This is a genomic window from Streptomyces sp. NPDC004542, assembly GCF_040610035.1.
In the GTDB taxonomy this organism is placed as follows: Bacteria; Actinomycetota; Actinomycetes; order Streptomycetales; family Streptomycetaceae; genus Streptomyces.
The window spans coordinates 1-18032 of the sequence record NZ_JBEXLP010000019.1 but is presented as its reverse complement, the minus strand read 5'-3'; the positions used below and the strand labels follow the sequence as shown (position 1 = coordinate 18032).

Genomic DNA, 18032 nt, shown 5'->3' with positions numbered 1-18032 from the left:
TCCTGCGTTCACATCTTGAGCGTACCGGCGGGGCGAGCGGTGTTCAGGGCGGGTCGGGTGCTGCGCGGTGCGCCCGGCCGGGCCCGCCGGGCGACGGGCCTCACCCGAACGGGCTACGAGCGGGCTACACGGTCAGGCCACGCACCAGCAGATCGAGCAGGGCGCACACGAACAGGGCGATCCCGATGAAGCCGTTGACCTGGAAGAAGGCCCGGTTCAGCCGGGAGAGGTCATGGGGGCGGACGATCCGGTGCTCGTACCCGAAGGCGCCCGCGACGATCAGCAGGCCCAGCCAGAAGAACACGCCGGCGTGGGTGGCGAGGCCGTACCAGACGAACAGGGCCGTCGTCACCGCGTGGCAGGCGCGGGCACCCCACACGGCGGCCGGGACGCCGAAGCGGGCCGGGACCGACATCACGCCGATCTCCCGGTCGGTCTCGACGTCCTGGCAGGCGTAGATCAGGTCGAAGCCACCGATCCAGACGCCGACGGCCACGCCCAGGATCACCGCTTCCCAGGACCACTCGCCGCTGATCGCGAGCCAGCCGCCGACCGGGCCCATCGCCTGGGCGAGGCCCAGGATGGCCTGGGGGAAGTTCGTGAAGCGTTTGCCGTACGGGTAGACCACCATCGGGATCACGGCGATGGGGGCCAGGGCCAGGCACAGGGGGTTCAGCAGGGCCGCCGCGCCGAGGAAGACGACCAGGGCGACCAGGGCGCCCGTCCAGGCGTGCCTGACGGACACCGCGCCGGTCACCAGCTCGCGGTGGGCCGTGCGCGGGTTCCGCGCGTCGATCTCGCGGTCGATGATCCGGTTGACGGCCATCGCGAAGGTGCGCAGACCGACCATGCAGACCGTGACCAGCAGCAGCCGTCCCCAGTGGATGTTCCTGTCCCACTGGAACATCGCGGTGAGGGAGGCGATGTAGGCGAAGGGCAGGGCGAAGACCGAGTGCTCGATCATCACCAGGCGCAGGAAGGCCTTGGTGCGTCCCGGCTGGGGGATCGCGGCTGACGCGCTGCTCACAGGCCGTACTCCGGATCATCCCCGCGTCGGCGGGGAAACCCCGTCTCCGCCCTGCCCGCTTCCAGCATGTCCGTAGCCGTCACAGCCCGTACTCCTTCCAGCGTCGCGTCACCCGTTCGGATGTCTCCGGGTCCGGCAGGACCATGTCCGGCCACCCGCCGTCGCGCGTGTACCCCTCCTCGGGCCACTTCTTCGTCGCGTCGATGCCCGCCTTGCCGCCCCAGAACTGCTGGTAGGAGGAGTGGTCGAGGTGGTCGACGGGGCCCTCGACGACCGTCAGGTCGCGGGCGTAGTCGGTGTTGCCGAGGGCCCGCCAGGCGACCTCGTGGAGGTCGTGGACGTCGCAGTCGGCGTCGACGACCACGATCAGCTTGGTCAGCGACATCATGTGCGCACCCCAGATCGCGTGCATCACCTTCTGCGCGTGCTTGGGGTACTTCTTGTCGATCGAGACGATCGCGCAGTTGTGGAAGCCGCCGGCCTCGGGCAGGTGGTAGTCCACGATGTCCGGGACGATGATCTTCAGCAGGGGCAGGAAGAAGCGTTCCGTCGCGCGGCCCAGGGGACCGTCCTCGGTCGGGGGCCTGCCCACGACGATGGACTGGAGCAGGGGCCGGCGGCGCATCGTCACGCAGTCGATCTTCAGCGCGGGGAAGGGCTCCTGCGGGGTGTAGAAGCCGGTGTGGTCGCCGAAGGGGCCCTCGGGGAGCATCTCGCCCGGCTCCAGCCAGCCCTCCAGGACGACCTCGGCGTTCGCCGGGACCTGGAGCGGGACCGTCCGGCAGTCGACCATCTCGATCCGCCTGCCCGCCAGGAACCCGGCGAAGAGGTACTCGTCGATGTCGCCGGGCAGGGGCGCGGTGGAGGCGTAGGTGACGGCGGGGGGGCAGCCGAAGGCGATCGCGACCGGGAGGCGCTCGCCCCTGCGGGCCGCGACCTGGTAGTGGTTGCGGCTGTCCTTGTGGATCTGCCAGTGCATGCCGATGGTGCGCCTGTCGTGGCGCTGGAGGCGGTACAGGCCGAGGTTGCGGACGCCCGTCTCGGGGTCCTTGGTGTGGGTGAGCCCGAGGTTGAAGAAGGAGCCGCCGTCCTTGGGCCAGGTGAAGAGCGCGGGGAGCCGGCCGAGGTCCACCTCGTCGCCGTGCAGGACCACCTCCTGCACGGGCGCGTTGTCCGGCTTCACCTTCTTCGGCGGTACGTGCGTCATCGCGCCGAGCTTGCCGAAGGCCTCGCGCACCCCGACGAAGCCGTGCGGCAGCTCGGGCCGCAGCAGCCCGCCGATCCTGTCGCTGATCTCGCCGTACGACTTCAGGCCGAGCGCCTTCAGCAGCCGGCGGTCGGTGCCGAAGACGTTCATCGCCAGCGGCATCGCGGAGCCCTTCACGTTCTCGAAGAGCAGGGCGGGACCGCCGGACTTCTGCACCCGGTCGACGATCTCCCCGACCTCCAGGTACGGGTCGACCTCGGCCTTGACGCGTTTGAGGTCCCCCTCGCGCTCGAGGGCCCTGAGCAGGGAGCGAAGATCGTCGTAAGCCATGCGTCCCAGTATCTGCCACCCGCTACCCTGGCCCGGTCACCGGGGCCGTCCCACTTCGAGGAGATCGCACACCCATGCTCAGGTATCTGCCGCTCCTGCTGGTCCTGGCGCTGTGGATCTACGCCTTCGTCGACTGTCTGAACACCCCCGAGGAGGAGGTGCGCGCTCTGCCGAAGGTGATCTGGGTGATCGTCATCCTGCTCTTCGGCGAGGTGCTGGTCGGCCCGGTCGCCTGGCTGATCGCCGGCCGGACCCGCGGCGCCCGGGCGGGCGGCCCGGGTACGGTCGGCGGGCGCGGGGGCCGCTGGGTCGCGCCCGACGACAACCCCGAGTTCCTGAAGTCCCTGGACAAGGACGACCCGAAGCGGGACTGACCGGGTGGGGCGGGACGGCCGCACGCGCCCGGAGGGCGCTCAACTCTCCACGCTCAGTTCACCGTTGCTCCCGGATACCGGCTTGCACCGAAGGCCACTTGGAGTGGTTAATGACCACCAGTCAGTGATGGGCCGTGTCATCGGCCAAGCCTCAGGGGGACGGATGAGCACTACGGAACCGCCGGCCACACCACCGCCGGTCGCGCAACCGCCGGGCCAGTTCGACGTACCACCGCCGCCCATCGCGCCGCCGCGGTCGGTGACCGACATCGACCTGCGGGTCGGCAAGCGGCTGCTGTGGGTCGGCGGGGCGGCGTATCCACTGGAGAACGTGACGCGGGTCTACACCTTCCTGCTCAAGCCGAAGCGCCGGGAAGCCACGGCGCTCTTCCTGAAGCGCCTGGGGATCATCCTGTCGGTGGCGCTCGCCCTGACGATCCTCGGCGGCATCACGGGCATCCTGAGCCGGGACACCGCCGGTGGGATCGTCACGTTCGTGTGGGTGGGGGCGGTGGCGGCGCTGGTCTTCAGCCTGATCGAGCTGTTCTCCGTCCTGACGGCGCCGACGAATTACGTCCTGGCCGTGGAGACGTCCGGTCCGTCCATCGCGATGGTGACGAGCCCCGACCCGCGTCAGCTGGACGCGCTGGTCGGCTCCATCGTGCACGCGATCGAGCACCCCGAGACCGAGTTCCACGTCCGGGTGGACCGCCTCATGGTCAACCCCAGGAACTACTACTTCGGAGACAACGTGAACATGTACGGCGGTACGGGCAACGTGGGAGTGGGGCACGCATGAGCGGCGACAACTACTACTTCGGCGACAGCGTGACCATGCACGGCGGGCAGGGCAACACCGGCATCATCAAGAACCAGTCGGCGCCCGCCGCTCCCGTCGCCCCCGAGCTGGAGGCGGCGGTCCGGGAACTGGTGGCGCTGGTGAGCCAGTTGCGTACGCAGGTCGCCCCGGCCAGCGCCCAGGCGATCGACGACTCGCTGCCCGCGATCACCGCCGACCCCGCCGCACCGGCACAGCGACGGCACGCCGCGCTGATGGCCGTCGCCGGCATCGCGGCGACGGTCGGGGCCGTGGGCCAGCCGGTCGTCGAGGCGGTCAACAAGGTCCTGGGGCTGCTGGGCTCGTAACAGGGGAACCGACCGCCGTCCGGTGCGGCGACGACCGGACAGGCGGGAGGAGCGCGGCCGCGTTCCCGCCCCCCGGGGCTGTCGTGGGAGGACAGTGGAGGCATGGAACAGGAACAGGCCCGCGCCTGGCTCGCCACCGCCGTCGCCGAGGCCCGCGCCGGGCTCGCCGAGGGCGGCATCCCGATCGGGGCCGCGCTCTACGGCCCCGACGGCACCCTCCTCGGCCGCGGCCGCAACCGCCGGGTCCAGGACGGTGACCCCTCGGCGCACGCGGAGACGGCGGCCTTCCGCGCGGCGGGACGGCAGCGGACGTACCGGGGCACGACGATGGTGACCACGCTCTCGCCGTGCTGGTACTGCTCCGGTCTCGTCCGGCAGTTCGGCATCCCGCGGGTGGTGGTGGGCGAGGCGGTCACCTTCCACGGCGGGCACGACTGGCTCGCCCGGCACGGTGTGGAGGTGGTCCTCCTCGACGACCCCGAGTGCACGGCGCTGATGCGCGGCTTCATCGAGCGGAACCCGGCCCTGTGGAACGAGGACATCGGCGATGACGGCGCCGGTGACAGCGGTGGCGCCTGAGCCCCGGCCGGCCGTCCGGGCCGATTCATGACCCAACGGACACCACGCGATCTGGTCGGAAGCAACTGCCCCTTCCTACAGTGAAGTTCGAGGGGGAATGTGGTGCACAGACGTCTGCACGGGCGTGGGGCCCTGTTCGACACGGATCCGGCGGGGCTCGCTCTCGCCGACCGGGTGGTGTTCGTCGGCGCCCGGCGCGGCGACGGGCGGGAGGCACTGCGCAACGCCGTCCGCCGCGGTCTGCCCGAGGTGGCCCGGCGCAGCGACTGGACCCCGGACGCGGCCGTGCCGTCCTCCCGGGCGCTGCTGGTGTCGCTGCCGCCGCTCAGCCCCGACGACACCCTGCACGTCGTCGGCGCGGTCTGCGACGAGCTTCCGGTGCCTCCCCGACTCCCGCACGCCACGCACCGGTTGACCGGCGGCAACCCGCGACTGGATCTGCCTGGACGCGCACGGCAATCCGTACGACAAGGCGGTGCCGATCGTGGAGCTCGTCCCCGAGGGCGGCTCGCGTTTCGTGAAGACGGCCTGGCCGCGGGGGAAGCCACCGGGGAAGGAGTGCCTGCCTCCGTCATGAGGGCCCCGGGGGGTCCTCCCGCTCCTCCGCCAGCTTCTCGATCAGGTGTTCGAATCGAGTCCGCCAGTCCGGCCCCGTCTCCCCCTCGTCCCGGACCTCCCCCTCGCCCCGGAACTCATGGGTGAACCGCAGCACGGCCCCCCGCTCCCCGTCCCGCTCCAGATGGAAGCGGAGGCGTCCGCCGCCCTCGACGGTGTACTCGGCGACCCGTTCCACGTCCCACGCGGTGACCTCGCCGGCCCCCAGCCCGCGCAGCGCGACGGTCCCGCCGAGCCGGGGCACCAGCACGTCGACGTCCCCGAACCAGTCCGTCAGCCCCTCCGGCGTGGCGAGGGCGGGCCAGACCTTCTCCACGGGCCGCGGAAGCCGCACCAGGAAGTGCAGGATGTGCGTGTTCCCGTGGGTCTGGCTGGGGCCCTGTTCGATGGAACCGGTCATGACACCAGCCTGACCCTTGGCCCGGGGTTGCGCACCCCGCCTGCCCGGACGAACGAAGGCCGGTCCCCATGACCCGCGTCACAGGAACCGGCCTCCCGCCGTCAGCGGTCACACGCCCGCGTAGGAGTGCTTGCCGGTGACGAAGATGTTGACGCCGTAGTAGTTGAACAGCCAGCAGCCGAAGGCGATCAGCGCCAGGTAGGCGGCCTTGCGGCCCTTCCAGCCGGCCGTGGCGCGGGCGTGCAGGTAGCAGGCGTAGGCGACCCAGGTGATGAAGGACCAGGTCTCCTTGGGGTCCCAGTTCCAGTAACGGCCCCAGGCGTCGCCGGCCCAGATCGCGCCCGCGATGATCGTGAACGTCCACAGCGGGAAGACGGCCGCGTTGACGCGATAGGCGAACTTGTCGAGCGAGGCGGAGGCGGGCAGCCGCTCCAGCACCGAGGTGGCGAAGGTCCCGGGCTTGCCGCCGGTCTGCAGCTTGTTCTCGTACGCGTCCTTGAACAGGTACAGGATCGTGGCGACCGCGCCGACGTAGAACACCGCGCCGCAGAAGATCGCGGTGGAGACGTGGATGTACAGCCAGTACGAGTGCAGGGCCGGGACCAGCTGGTCGCTCGCCGTGTAGAGGACGGTGACCGCGAGGCCCAGGTCGAGCAGGACCGTGGTGACCAGGAACAGGCCGAGCCAGCGGACGTTCTTCTTCAGGGCCAGCAGCGCCAGGTACACGCCGACCGCGACCGTGGAGAAGGTGATGTTGAACTCGTACATGTTGCCCCATGGCGCCCGCTCCACGGAGGCCGCGCGGGCGACGACACCGGCCAGCTCCACGAGGAAGGCGAGCACGGTGAGGGAGACGGCGATCCGGCCGTAGAGGTCGCCCTGCTCGTCACCGCCGTGGGCGCCGGGCCCGTCCGGCACGTCCCGGGCGCCGGCCGCGGACCGGACGACGACCTTGGGCCGCTCCAGCACGGCGGTCCCGCCGGCCTGCTTCACGGTGACGGCGGGCCCCGTCGCGGCCCTGGTGTCCGCGGTGAGCGCGGCGGCCGTGCGGGCCACCTTGCTGCGGCTGCCGAAGAGCCATTCGGCGATGTAGGCGAAGAAGGCCAGGGTGTAGACGGCCATCGACGAGTAGATCAGCGTGTTGCTGAGGCTCGCGAGGTGTTCGTTGGTGGCGGTGGCGAGATTCACTTCTTCTCAGCCCCTTCGGCAGGTACGACTTCGGGGTCGGGGGATTCTGCGGGGTCGTCGTCGGGGCCGGGTGCCCCCGGCGCCTGGTCGTAGAGGATCCCGGCGAGGTCGCCGAGCTCCTCGGGCACCTTGGCTGACTCGCTGCGGCCGAGGCCGGCCATCTCGACGACCGTGACGCCGTCGGCGCCGCGGACGGCCCGCACCCAGACGCGGCGGCGCTGGATGAACAGGGAGGCGGCGAGGCCGAAGATCGCGGCGAGCGCGCCGCCGAGCGCCCAGCCGCTGCCCGGCTCCTGGACGATCTCGAAGCCGGCCCATTCCCTGACGTCCTTCTCGAAGGTGATCGAGCCGGCGCCGTTCGGCAGCTGCATGGTCTGGCCGGGCCTGAGGTTGTCCCTCAGCTGCGCGCCCTTGGCGTCCTCGAACGCCTTCATGTGGGTCTTGTCGAGCTGGTACACGCTCTGCGGGAGGCCCGAGTCGACGCCGAGGTCGCCGTGGTACGGCTCCAGGTTCAGCACCGGGTTCAGCAGGGCCGGGAACTGGGAGAGCACCGAGGCGCCCCCGCCGTAGGTCGGCAGGAAGAAGGCCTTCACGCCGAGCTGCTCGCTGACGCCCCGGGCGTTGCGGTAGCCGTCCATGACCTTGATGACGCCCTGCGAGCTGACGTTCCCGTCGAGCGGCAGCAGCGGTACGGCCTGGCGGTAGACGACCTCGCCCTTGCCGTCGCGGACGGTGATGACGGGTGCGTAGCCGTGGCTGACGAGGTAGACCTTGGCATCGTCGATCTTGAGCGGCTCGTTGACCTTGATGGTCGTCGGCCGCTTCTTGCCGTACGCGCCCCTGGTGTAATCGATCTTCGCCTGGAAGGTGCGCGGGGTGCCCTTGTTGGGGCCGTCGAGCTCGTAGGTGCCCTGGAAGTCCTTCAGGTCGAAGCTGAAGGGCACCAGGTCGTCGCTCTTGAAGAGGCTGCCGGACTTGAAGTCGTCGTACTGGAGGATCGAGTTGGCGAACCCCTCGCCCTCGACGACCAGCTTGGTGCCGTCCGACTTGAACAGCTGGCCCGAGGCGAAGGCGACCAGCAGCACGATCAGCGCGATGTGGAAGACCAGGTTGCCCAGCTCGCGCACGTAACCCTTCTCGGCGGCGACGGCGTCACCGGTGACGTGGGCGCGGAAGCGGCGCTTCTTCAGCAGGGCGAGCGCGGCCTCGCGGACCTGCTCGGGGTCGGCCCCGGTGCGCCAGGTGGTGTAGGCGGGCAGCCGGGTCAGCCGCTTGGGCGCGGCGGGCGGGCGGCCGCGCAGCTGGCCGACGAACTGCCAGGTGCGCGGGACGATGCAGCCGATGAGGGAGACGAACAGCAGGATGTAGATCGCGGAGAACCACACCGAGCTGTAGACGTGGAAGAGGCCGAGCTTGTCGTAGACCGGCGCGAGGGTCGTGTGGGACTTGCGGAAGTCGGCGACCTTGTTGATGTCGGCGCCGGTCTGCGGGATCAGCGAGCCGGGGATCGCGCCGAGCGACAGCAGCAGGAGCAGCAGCAGCGCGACCCGCATGGAGGTCAGCTGGCGCCAGAACCAGCGGACCCAGCCGATGACGCCGAGGGAGGGCAGGCTCACCGCCTCCTCCTGCGGGGCGGTGGACAGCTGGGAGCCGGCCGCCCCCAGGTCCTGGTCCTCGGTGCCGCCGCCCGGAAGGTCGTCGGGCCTGTTCTTCTCAGTCGTGCTCATCGGGTCAGATCCCCACAGTGAAGCCGTCGGACCAGGTCTGCATCTCCTGCACGAGACGGTCCCACGCGCCGGTCAGCAGCAGCACACCGGTCACGATCATCATCGTGCCGCCGATGCGCATCACCCAGACATAGTGGCGCTTGACCCAGCCGAACGCGCCGAGGGCCTTGCGGAAGGCGACCGCGGTGAGGACGAAGGGCACACCGAGTCCCAGACAGTACGCGACGGTCAGTACGGCGCCGCGGCCGGCGCTCGCCTGCTGGGACGACAGGGCGACGACGGAGGCCAGGGTCGGGCCGAGGCAGGGCGTCCAGCCGATGCCGAACAGGGCACCGAGGAGGGGCGCGCCCACCAGACCGGTGGCGGGCCGCTTGTGGAAGCGGAACTCACGCTGGGTCAGCCAGGGCATCAGCCCCATGAAGAACACGCCCAGCAGGATCATGAGCCCGCCGAGCACCTTGGTCAGGGTGTCCTTGTACTCCTGGAGCGTGGACCCGAAGAAACCGAACAGCGCCCCGCCGGAGACGAACACCGCCGTGAAGCCGAGCACGAACAGTGAGGCGCCCGCCACCATCCGGCCCCGGCGGGTGTCCCCCAGGTCGGCGCCGGTGACGCCGGTCACATAGGAGAGGTAGCCGGGGACGAGGGGCAGGACGCACGGGGAGAAGAAGGAGACGAGACCGCCGAGCACGGCGATGGGCAGGGCGAGCAGCAGGGCGCCGTTCAGGACGGTCTCGTTGCGGCCCGTCTCCGCGGCGAGCGTGACGAACGCACTCACGTCACTTCTCCGCGAGGACCGGCTTGATCATCTTCAGCAGGCTCTCCTCGCTGAGCGCCTGGAGCGCCCGCGCGGCGATCTTCCCGTCCCGGTCGAGGATCAGCGTGGTGGGGACCAGCTGCGGGTTGAGCGTGCCCTTCTTGAAGCGGAGCATCAGCTTGCCGGTCGGGTCGTACAGGCTCGGGTAGGTGATCCCCCGGTCCTTCTCGAAGGCGACCGCCGGGGTGGTGCTGGAGTCCCGGGTGTTGATGCCGACGAACTGGACGCCCTTGTCCTGGTACTCCTTGGAGACCTTGGCGAAGTACTTGCCCTCAGCGCGGCACGGCCCGCACCAGGAGCCCCAGATGTTGACGACGACCACCTTGCCCTTGTAGTCGGCGACATCGAGGGTCTTGCCGTCGATGGTCTTGCCGGACAGGTCGGGCGCGGCGTCCCGGTGGCCCTTGGCGGCCGTGTCGATGCCGTTGTTGCCGGTGACGAAGTTGGTGTTGCCGCCACCGCCGGACACGCCGCCCGCACCGCACGCGGACAGGGTCACGGCTGCCGCGGCGGCCGAGGCGGCGAGCAGGAGGCGACTGCGGGAAGTCATGTGAAAAGTTTCGCATGCCCGTTCCAGGACCGGCGGGCACCCCCCTTGCGGGCGGAAAACCGCATTTCAGGCGGCTTCCAGGGGCTTCCCGGGGGGCTTTCCGAAGGGCTTTCCGGCAGGCTCCCCGGGAGGCTTTCGGGAGGGCTCTCAGGCGGCGTCCGAGGAGGCCGGCTTCGTGTCCGGCAGGAAGCCCTTCCAGCCGCCCGCCGGCCGCTGCCCGACATCCAGCGTACGCAGCTCGGCGAGCACCTCGGGCCGCTGCACGTCCAGCCAGTCCACGAACTGCTTGAAGGAGACCAGCCGCACGTCCGCGCCCTTCTCCTTCTCCCGGGCGATGTGCTTGAACGCCTCCTCGACGGCGTCCATGTAGATGCCGCCGTTCCACTGCTCGAAGTGGTTGCCGACGAAGAAGGGCGCCCGGTTCGTCTCATACGCCCGCTTGAAGCCGGATATGTAGGCCTGGGCGGCCTGGTGCCGCCAGCCCGGGTAGTTGTAGGACGGGGCCTTGGTGGAGTTGACGGACTGGTTGGCGAGGATGTTGTAGTCCATCGAGAGGACCTCGAAGGAGTGTCCGGGGAAAGGTATCTGCTGCAAGGGCAGGTCCCAGATCCCCATGCGCGTGCCCGGCCACACCTGACGGCCGCCCGGCGAGGAGGCGTCGTAGCGCCACCCGAGCTCGCGGGCGGTGGGCAGCAGGTTGCCCTGGCCGAGCAGACAGGGCGTACGGCCGCCGACGAGTTCCTTGTCGTAGTCGAACGGCAGCGCCGGCAGGTCCTTCCAGCCGGTGTTGGTCCGCCACTCCTTCACGAAGGACTTCGCCTGCCTTATCTCGCTCTTCCACTGCTGCGGGGTCCAGTTGCCGACCGTGCCGCGGCCGGAGCAGAAGTGCCCGTTGAAGTGGGTGCCGATCTCGTGGCCCTCGAGCCAGGCGCGGTGGACGTTGGCCAGCGTCGCCTTGATGTGCTCGTCGGTGAGGTAGCCGATGTCGGAGGCGCCGCGCGGGTTGTTCGGCGGTTCGTACAGCCGCTTCTTCGACTCGGGCAGCAGGTACAGCCCGGAGAGGAAGAACGTCATGCTCGCGCCGTGCTCCTTGGCGAGGTCCAGGAAGCGCGGGAAGAGCCCGTTGCCGACCTCGCCGGCCCCGTCCCAGGAGAAGACGACGAACTGCGGCGGCTCCTGACCGGGCCGCAGCGGCTCGGGCCCGGCGGGCTGGTGGGGCTGCTTGCCGGTGAAGGACGTGGAGCCGTCGCCGAGGGGGCGGGCGGGACGGGCGCCGGCGCCACCGCCGTGACCGCCGGAACGCCCCTTGCCGGAGCCCGGACCGGAACCGGAACCGTGCCTGCCGCCGTCTGACGCGTCGAGCGTTCCGCAGCCCGCGAGGGAGGCGGCGGCCGCGACTCCCGTGCCGAGGCCGAGTGTCCCTCGTCGGGAGAAGGTGCGCATGGAAACCCCTGTTCGTCACGTCCTGCTGGTGGTCACCCACTCAGAGGGCGTGACGAACGGGGAGGTTCCCCTGTTTTTCAGATAATTCACAACACATGCCACAAACGGTTCCGAGCCCCTGTGACGAACGTCTCAGGACGGCTTCAGTGGCGCCTCAGGACCGCCACGGGGCCGCCGCGGGGTCGCCTCAGGCCCCGAACGCCTTCCCCTGCTGCCCCTTCACCGGCTTCGCACCGGCCAGCAGATGGGCCGGGACGAGGTCGCGGGCGGGCTCGGAGTAGCCGACGGAGACGACCCTGTCCCCCTGGTAGGTGAAAGTCGTCAGGGACGCGAGGGTGCACTGCCGCTTGCGCGGGTCGTGCCACAGCCGCCGCCGCTCGACGTACGACCGCACGATCCAGATCGGCAGCTGGTGGCTCACCAGCACCGCCTCGTGCCCGCGCGCCCGGTCCTTCGCCGCGTTCAGCGCGCCCATCATCCGCACGACCTGGTCGACGTACGGCTCCCCCCAGGACGGCTTGAACGGGTTGACCAGGTGCTTCCAGTTCTCCGGCCGGCGCAGCGCCCCGTCCCCGACGCCGAAGGTCTTGCCCTGGAAGACGTTCTCGGCCTCGATGAGCCGCTCGTCGGTGTCCAGGTCCAGGCCGTGCGCCTTGGCGATCGGGGTCGCGGTCTCCTGCGCCCGCTCCAGCGGTGAGGCGACGACGTACGTCACGTCGCGCGGGGCGAGGTGCTCGGCGACCCGCTCGGCCATCTGACGGCCCAGCGCGGAGAGGCGGTAGCCGGGCAGCCGCCCGTAGAGGACGCCGGTCGGGTTCTCGACTTCGCCGTGCCGCATGAGGTGGACGACGGTGATGTCCTTGCCGTCCCTGCTGTCCCTGCTGTCGCTCATGCTGCCGTGGCCTCCGCCGCAGCTCGGGCCGCCGCCGGAAGGGCGTCGGCGATCTTCTGGACGGCCCGCTCGTCATGGGCCGTGGAGACGAACCAGGACTCGAAGGACGACGGCGGCAGGTAGACGCCGTTCGCCAGCAACGAGTGGAAGAAGGCAGTGAAGCGGAAGGAGTCCTGCCGCTTGGCGTCCTCGTAGTTCCGCACGGAACGGTCCGTGAAGAAGACGGAGAACATGTTGGAGGCGCTCTGCAGCCGGTGCGCCACGCCCTCCTTGCTGAGCGCCTCGGTGACCAGGCCCTGGATCTGCCCGGAGACCGCGTCGACCTTGTCGTACGCGGCGTCGTCGAGCAGCCGCAGCTGGGCGAGGCCCGCGGCGGTGGCCACCGGGTTCCCGGAGAGGGTGCCGGCCTGGTAGACGGGCCCGGCGGGCGCGAGGTGCGCCATGACGTCGGCCCGGCCGCCGAAGGCCGCGGCCGGGAAGCCGCCGCCCATGACCTTGCCCAAGGTCATGAGGTCCGGCCTGACCCCGTCGATGCCGTACCACCCGGCGCGGCTGGTGCGGAAGCCGGTCATCACCTCGTCGGAGATGTAGAGGGCCCCGTTCTGCGCGCAGGCGTCCTTCAGCCCCTGGTTGAAGCCGGGCAGCGGCGGTACGACGCCCATGTTGCCGGGCGAGGCCTCCGTGATCACGCAGGCGATCTCGCCGGGGTGGGCGTGGAAGGCGGCGTGCACGGCCTCGAGGTCGTTGTACGGCAGCACGATCGTGTCGCCGGCCTGGGCGCCGGTGACGCCGGGGGTGTCGGGCAGCGCGAAGGTGGCGACGCCGGAGCCCGCGGCGGCGAGCAGCGAGTCGACGTGCCCGTGGTAGCACCCGGCGAACTTGATCACCTTGGACCGCTGCGTGAACCCGCGGGCGAGCCGGATCGCCGACATGGTGGCCTCGGTCCCGCTGGACACCAGCCGCACCTGCTCGACGGGCTCGACCCGGGCGACGATCTCCTCCGCGAGGGCGACCTCGCCCTCACCGGGCGTACCGAAGGACGTGCCGCGCGCCACGGCCTCCTGCACGGCGGCGATCACCTCGGGGTGGGAGTGCCCCAGGATCATCGGCCCCCAGGAGCACACCAGGTCCACGTACTCCCGGCCGTCGGCGTCGGTCAGGTACGGGCCGTTGCCGGACACCATGAACCGGGGCGTGCCGCCCACGGCGCGGAAGGCGCGCACCGGGGAGTTCACGCCGCCCGGCGTGACGGCGGCCGCACGGTCGAACAGTGCCTGTGAGACGGGCGCCTCGTAGGGATAGGGCGCTGCCGGCAGCGCTCCCGAGGAGTTGACTTCACTCATGACCTGCGGCTTCTCCCACCTTCTCGGACAGGGTGACCTCCTCAGGGTAGGCCGACGCGGGAACCGGCCCGACAAAGCGGGGGGGTGCCGAGGGCAAACACGTGGTCGAACCGCTGCCATCTGCGAGACTGGTACATGATCCTGCGACTGTTGTTTCCCCGCACGTTTCGGCGGGCGGCCGTGGGGGAGGTCACTGACACGATGATCGGGTTGCGCGGCGGGCGCCACGCGTCCTAGAAAAGCAGTCGGGTGGAGATATGCATCGCGGTGGCGGACTGGGCGAGGGGACTGATGACCTTGGTCCTCGACGTGCCCGGCGGGGAAGGCACCGGCGCGAGGCGGAGGAAGCGGACGAGGCACGTCAAGCACAGGGCGTACCGGATGAGCCGGACGGGCTCGACCGACGTATTGATCGTCGAGTGGACCGGTTGAGGGCGGACAGCGGGAATGGTGGTCGGGTGGGGGTGACGTACAAATACTTCGGCGCGCCGGACGGCGCGACCGCGGCCCGCGTACCGATCTCGATGCGCCCCGAGGAGCTCGGCGGCGACGAGCTCGGCATGAACGGGATGTTCACCAAGATCAAGCCGGAGACGATGGCCGCGATGGTCCTCACCGGCATCGAGGGTGTCCCCCTGCACAAGGTGCCGCCCCTGGAACTGGTCGTCCTGCACCCCGACTACGCGGTCGTGAAACTCCCGATGACCGTCGTCGACCCCCTGCGGGGCATCGGCGAGGAGGCGGTCGGCGCGGCGGCGTTCATCTGGTCCACGGTGCCGGACCGGGGCGGACCCCGGGACGCGTTCAACGTGTACCAACTGCTGCACGAGTGGCAGGACTTCTCGCATCGGCTGCATGAGGCGGGGCATCAGCCTTATTGCCTTGTGTGGCCGTGAGCTGGGGTTTCGCGGGGTTCGGGTGGGGTTTCGGACCCCGCCCTCGCTAGTGCCGTAGCAGGCAACGTTTGCCCTGTTGTGATGTGACGCGCCGTCCCGGTGCTGTGCCGGGTGGCGCGTGATCGTCACCCTGTCCGGGTGGCAGAACGAGTACGTGTACGCGAGGTCGACGATGACGAAGGCAGGCGGCTGCTTCGGATCATCCGCCGCGGAACCGGGTCGGTGGTGACCTGGCGGCGCGCCCAGATGGTCCTGCTGTCCGCCCAGGGCATGCCAGTGGCGAAGATCGCCGAAGTGACGTTCACCAGCGCAGACCGGGTCCGGGATGTGATCCACAACTTCAACGCCGACGGCTTCGATTCCCTGTATCCGAAGTACAAGGGCGGCCGGCCCAAGACATTCACCCTGCCCGAGCGGCGCGAGATCAAGAAGATCGCGAAGTCCAAGCCGACCGAACACGACCTGCCCTTTTCGACGTGGAGCCTGACCAAGCTGGCGGACTTCCTGGTCGCCGAGGGGGTGGTCGACGACATCAGCCACGAGGGCCTGCGCATCCTGCTCCGCGAGGAAGGCGTCTCCTTTCAACGCATAAAGACCTGGAAGACCTCCCGCGACCCCGACTACGCGGCCAAGAAAGCCCGCGTCGAGCACCTCTACGCGATCGCCGACGGCGAGGTCATACCCGAGGCGGACGAGCCCGAAGTCGTCTTCTGCATGGACGAGTTCGGGCCGCTCAACCTGATGCCCCACCCGGGCCGGCAGTGGGCCGAACGTTCCGGCAAGCACAAGGAGCCCGACCGCGAACCACGCCGCAGGCGGCGGGCGACCTACAACCGCTACGGCGGAGTGCGGCATCTGTTCGCCGCCCTGGACCTGGCCAAGGACAAGCTCTACGGCCACATCAAGCCGGTCAAGAAGCGCACCCAGTTCCTGGAGTTCTGCCGCTACCTCCGCACCCTCTACCCCCGAGAAGTGCGGATCGCGATCGTCTGTGACAACTACTCCCCGCACCTGACCACGAAGAAGTGCCAGCGGGTCGGCACCTGGGCGGCAGCGAACAATGTCGAGATCGCCTACACCCCGACCAACAGCTCCTGGCTCAACCGCATAGAAGCCCAGTTCACGGCCCTGCGCTACTTCACCCTCGATGGCACCGACCACGCCAGCCACAAGGAGCAGGGCAGCATGATCCGCCGCTACATCATCTGGCGAAACCGCCACGCCGACGACCGGCGCCTGCGCGCCGTCGTCGACAGGGCCAACGTCGCCTGAAACCGCATGAAAGCAGAGAAGATGACCACACAGACCGACCGCGTCGACCACGAGCTGATCCGGGCAGCAGCGCACGTCGCGGCCACACGCTGCCGGGGCGACAACCACACCATGGCGGCTGCGGCCCGCGCCCGTGACGGCCGGATCATCACCGCGGTGAACGCCTACCACTTCACCGGAGGCCCCTGCGCGGAGCTGGTCCTCATCGGCGCTGCTGCCGCCCAGGGCACCTACGACCTGGACACCATCGTCGCCGTGGGCGACCGCGACCGAGGCGTCGTGCCCCCATGCGGCCGCTGCCGCCAGGTCCTACTTGACTACTTCCCAGCCCTGAAGGTCATCGTCGGGACAAGCGACGGCCTCCGGATGGTGCCCGTCACCGACCTGCTTCCCGAAAGCTACATCTGGGCGGACCACCAGCTCGACGCTGAGGAGAGCGCACCCCTCAGCACGAACTGACGCCCCAGGCGGTTACAGGGCAAACGTTGCCTGTTGCGGCACTAGTGCCCGAGGGAAGCCGTCAGGCGGCCAGGGCACATTGAGGGCACATGGGTTTCTCTGGGGGCACTGATGCGCCCTGAGCCTCTGCTGCTGCGGCTTCGGCGAAGGCGTCGTCTATCGCCTTGCGGGTGCGGATCTCGCTGGACGGCAGCAGGTGCGTGTACGTCCGCAGCGTGAAGCCCGGGTCCGAGTGGCCGAGGTACTCGGAGAGCGCTTTGATGCTCTCCCCCGCGTCCAGGAGCACGGAGGCGTAGGCGTGCCGGAGAGCGTGCATCCCGTCTTCGGGAGCCGCCTGGAGGTACTTCGCCCCGCGCTCGCGGGGAGGGATCACGCCGGCGGAAGCCAGAGCGCGCTTCCAGTCCCCCATGTTGAAGACACTGCGGTTGTAGGCCCGCCCCTTCTCGTCGACGAAGAGGAGACGGAAGGTCTTCGGCTCGCCGTCCGGCTTGGCCCAGGGCAGGGCGACTTCGACCGGCGGGAACTCCTTCATGTGGGCCTTGAGGGCTGCGGCAAGCTGGGCCGATAGAGGCACGGACCGGATCTTGTTCCCCTTGGGCAGGGCGAAGACGGGCTTCGTGCCGACGAGCCGCACCTGGCGGTTGACGTGGATCCAGCCGCCCTTGAAGTCGATGTCCTCGACGGCGAAGCCGAACACCTCGCCCTGACGCAGCCCGCAGCCGAACGCGAGCTTGCCTCCGGCCTGGAAGCGCTTGGGCAGACCGGCGAGGACTGCCCGGACGCGCTCCAGCGGCCAAGGGATGATCTTCTTCTTGGTCGCGGTCGGCAGCTTGACCGACTTCGCCTTGCAGGGGTTCTTCGGCAGCAGCCCATCCTCCACGGCCGCGCCGAGGATGCTGGAGAGGATGTCGAAAATGCCCTCGATCGTCGACACCTCCAGGCGGGCGTCCTGGAGCCTGCGGATCCAGCCCTGGATGACCGAGGGCTGGTTGAGGGAACGCAGCTCGCGTCGCCCGAGGTGCTCGACGATGTGGTTGCGGACCGTCGCCTCGTAGCGGAGGGCTGTCGTCGGACCGACGGAGTTCGCGTCCAGCCACTTCTGCGCGTAGGCGCCGAGCGTCTGCTTCGTCTCGGCTGGTACGACGTAGGAGCCGCGCCGGATCTCGACGTCGACCTCGGCGGCCCGGTTGTCCGCCTCGGCCTTGGTGTCGAAGTTCTCCTTTCGCTGACGGCCGTCCAGATCGCGGTAGCGGACCTGCCACCGCTTGCCGACGCCGTGATCGGCGGTGGGGACCATCTGCCGCGTACGGCTCTTGTGTTCACCGCACTCGTCCTCGGTGGGCTTGGGGTGGGACTTGTGCCAGCGGTCGTACACGTCAGCCAAGAAGGACCCCCTGGATGCGCTCCCAGGTCTGGAGCAGAGAGGTCTCCAGAGGCAGCAGGACTGCGTGCGAGACGCCGAGGGCGGCGGCGATCGCGACGAGGTCGTCGACGTCACAGCGGCGGTGGGCGCGCTCGGTGCGGCTGAGGGCTGTGTTGGACATCGGGCGGCCCAGCGCGGTGCATCGGACAGCCAGCTGGTGCTGGGTCAGGCCGCGCGCGATGCGTATTCGCTCTATGGCGCGGGCGGCGTGGAGGCCGGCGGGGCCTATTTCAACGGGTCGAGTTGCCATGAGAGGGCGGTATGTGACGTAGTGTCGCGTTTGTTGTCGCTGGAACGTGTGGCACAGGCATATCGGGGCTGATCGGGGAGTCCTGCCGTGCTGG

At 69.7% G+C, this 18032-nt stretch carries 19 protein-coding genes; 7 read left to right on the top strand and 12 right to left on the bottom strand.

Annotated elements, in window-relative coordinates; all coding sequences use genetic code 11:
• Positions 1 to 124: 124 nt before the first annotated feature.
• Both mqnP and ABZX30_RS13715 read right to left on the bottom strand, forming a co-directional pair.
• The gene (gene mqnP / locus ABZX30_RS13720; protein ID WP_355932834.1) at positions 125 to 1027 is read right to left on the bottom strand and encodes a menaquinone biosynthesis prenyltransferase MqnP; all 903 of its coding nucleotides are present in this window, start codon (positions 1025 to 1027) and stop codon (positions 125 to 127) included.
• 79 nt (positions 1028 to 1106) lie between these two features.
• Positions 1107 to 2564, bottom strand: a complete 1458-nt coding sequence (locus ABZX30_RS13715; protein WP_355932831.1) for a menaquinone biosynthesis decarboxylase — start codon at positions 2562 to 2564, stop codon at positions 1107 to 1109.
• A gap of 74 nt (positions 2565 to 2638) precedes the next feature.
• Here ABZX30_RS13715 and ABZX30_RS13710 point away from each other — a divergent pair, with 74 nt between their 5' ends.
• From ABZX30_RS13710 to ABZX30_RS13695, 4 genes are all read left to right on the top strand, one after another.
• Positions 2639 to 2938: a PLD nuclease N-terminal domain-containing protein gene (locus tag ABZX30_RS13710; RefSeq protein ID WP_355932829.1), complete on the top strand. Its 300-nt coding sequence runs from the start codon at positions 2639 to 2641 to the stop codon at positions 2936 to 2938.
• 163 nt (positions 2939 to 3101) lie between these two features.
• On the top strand, positions 3102 to 3737 hold the full coding sequence (locus tag ABZX30_RS13705; RefSeq protein WP_355932828.1) for a DUF6232 family protein: 636 nt from the start codon (positions 3102 to 3104) through the stop codon (positions 3735 to 3737).
• The gene (locus ABZX30_RS13700) at positions 3734 to 4084 is read left to right on the top strand and encodes a hypothetical protein (RefSeq protein ID WP_355932825.1); all 351 of its coding nucleotides are present in this window, start codon (positions 3734 to 3736) and stop codon (positions 4082 to 4084) included. Before ABZX30_RS13705 ends, ABZX30_RS13700 begins: the two co-directional genes overlap by 4 nt.
• A 102-nt stretch (positions 4085 to 4186) precedes the next feature.
• Positions 4187 to 4663: a nucleoside deaminase gene (locus ABZX30_RS13695; protein ID WP_355932824.1), complete on the top strand. Its 477-nt coding sequence runs from the start codon at positions 4187 to 4189 to the stop codon at positions 4661 to 4663.
• 571 nt (positions 4664 to 5234) lie between these two features.
• On the opposite strand, the gene ABZX30_RS13690 is transcribed toward ABZX30_RS13695, so the two are convergent.
• The 8 genes from ABZX30_RS13690 to hemL form a co-directional block, all read right to left on the bottom strand.
• Positions 5235 to 5678, bottom strand: a complete 444-nt coding sequence (locus ABZX30_RS13690; protein WP_355932822.1) for an SRPBCC domain-containing protein — start codon at positions 5676 to 5678, stop codon at positions 5235 to 5237.
• Positions 5679 to 5786: 108 nt separating this feature from the next.
• A complete protein-coding gene (ccsB, locus tag ABZX30_RS13685) occupies positions 5787 to 6866 on the bottom strand; it encodes a c-type cytochrome biogenesis protein CcsB (RefSeq protein ID WP_355932819.1) in 1080 nt (359 codons plus the stop codon).
• Positions 6863 to 8593, bottom strand: a complete 1731-nt coding sequence (locus ABZX30_RS13680) for a cytochrome c biogenesis protein ResB (protein WP_355932816.1) — start codon at positions 8591 to 8593, stop codon at positions 6863 to 6865. The genes ccsB and ABZX30_RS13680 overlap by 4 nt, the downstream gene beginning before the upstream one ends.
• A gap of 4 nt (positions 8594 to 8597) precedes the next feature.
• Positions 8598 to 9371: a cytochrome c biogenesis protein CcdA gene (locus tag ABZX30_RS13675; protein ID WP_355932813.1), complete on the bottom strand. Its 774-nt coding sequence runs from the start codon at positions 9369 to 9371 to the stop codon at positions 8598 to 8600.
• Between the two features lies 1 nt (position 9372).
• Positions 9373 to 9960, bottom strand: a complete 588-nt coding sequence (locus ABZX30_RS13670) for a TlpA disulfide reductase family protein (protein ID WP_355932811.1) — start codon at positions 9958 to 9960, stop codon at positions 9373 to 9375.
• A gap of 147 nt (positions 9961 to 10107) precedes the next feature.
• Positions 10108 to 11403 carry a hypothetical protein gene (locus ABZX30_RS13665; RefSeq protein ID WP_355932808.1) on the bottom strand — a complete coding sequence of 432 codons (1296 nt, stop codon included), beginning with the start codon at positions 11401 to 11403 and terminating at the stop codon, positions 10108 to 10110.
• A gap of 187 nt (positions 11404 to 11590) precedes the next feature.
• Positions 11591 to 12295: a histidine phosphatase family protein gene (locus tag ABZX30_RS13660; protein WP_355932805.1), complete on the bottom strand. Its 705-nt coding sequence runs from the start codon at positions 12293 to 12295 to the stop codon at positions 11591 to 11593.
• Positions 12292 to 13611 (bottom strand): glutamate-1-semialdehyde 2,1-aminomutase, encoded by a 1320-nt coding sequence (gene hemL, locus ABZX30_RS13655; protein ID WP_355933026.1) that lies wholly within the window; start codon positions 13609 to 13611, stop codon positions 12292 to 12294. Before hemL ends, ABZX30_RS13660 begins: the two co-directional genes overlap by 4 nt.
• 485 nt (positions 13612 to 14096) lie before the next feature.
• On the opposite strand from hemL, the gene ABZX30_RS13650 reads away from it, so the two are divergent.
• The 3 genes from ABZX30_RS13650 (at position 14097) to ABZX30_RS13640 (ending at position 16265) form a co-directional block, all read left to right on the top strand.
• Positions 14097 to 14534, top strand: coding sequence for a hypothetical protein (locus ABZX30_RS13650; RefSeq protein ID WP_003974483.1), 438 nt, complete (start codon positions 14097 to 14099; stop codon positions 14532 to 14534).
• 138 nt (positions 14535 to 14672) lie between these two features.
• On the top strand, positions 14673 to 15806 hold the full coding sequence (locus tag ABZX30_RS13645; RefSeq protein WP_355932802.1) for an IS630 family transposase: 1134 nt from the start codon (positions 14673 to 14675) through the stop codon (positions 15804 to 15806).
• Positions 15807 to 15827: 21 nt separating this feature from the next.
• Entirely contained in the window at positions 15828 to 16265 is a 438-nt protein-coding gene (locus tag ABZX30_RS13640; RefSeq protein WP_181800932.1) for a cytidine deaminase, read from the top strand.
• 61 nt (positions 16266 to 16326) lie between these two features.
• Here ABZX30_RS13640 and ABZX30_RS13635 read toward each other — a convergent pair whose 3' ends face one another.
• Both ABZX30_RS13635 and ABZX30_RS13630 read right to left on the bottom strand, forming a co-directional pair.
• Positions 16327 to 17640, bottom strand: coding sequence for a tyrosine-type recombinase/integrase (locus ABZX30_RS13635; RefSeq protein WP_355933023.1), 1314 nt, complete (start codon positions 17638 to 17640; stop codon positions 16327 to 16329).
• 1 nt (position 17641) lies between these two features.
• Positions 17642 to 17938 carry a helix-turn-helix transcriptional regulator gene (locus ABZX30_RS13630; RefSeq protein ID WP_355932799.1) on the bottom strand — a complete coding sequence of 99 codons (297 nt, stop codon included), beginning with the start codon at positions 17936 to 17938 and terminating at the stop codon, positions 17642 to 17644.
• Positions 17939 to 18032: the final 94 nt, after the last annotated feature.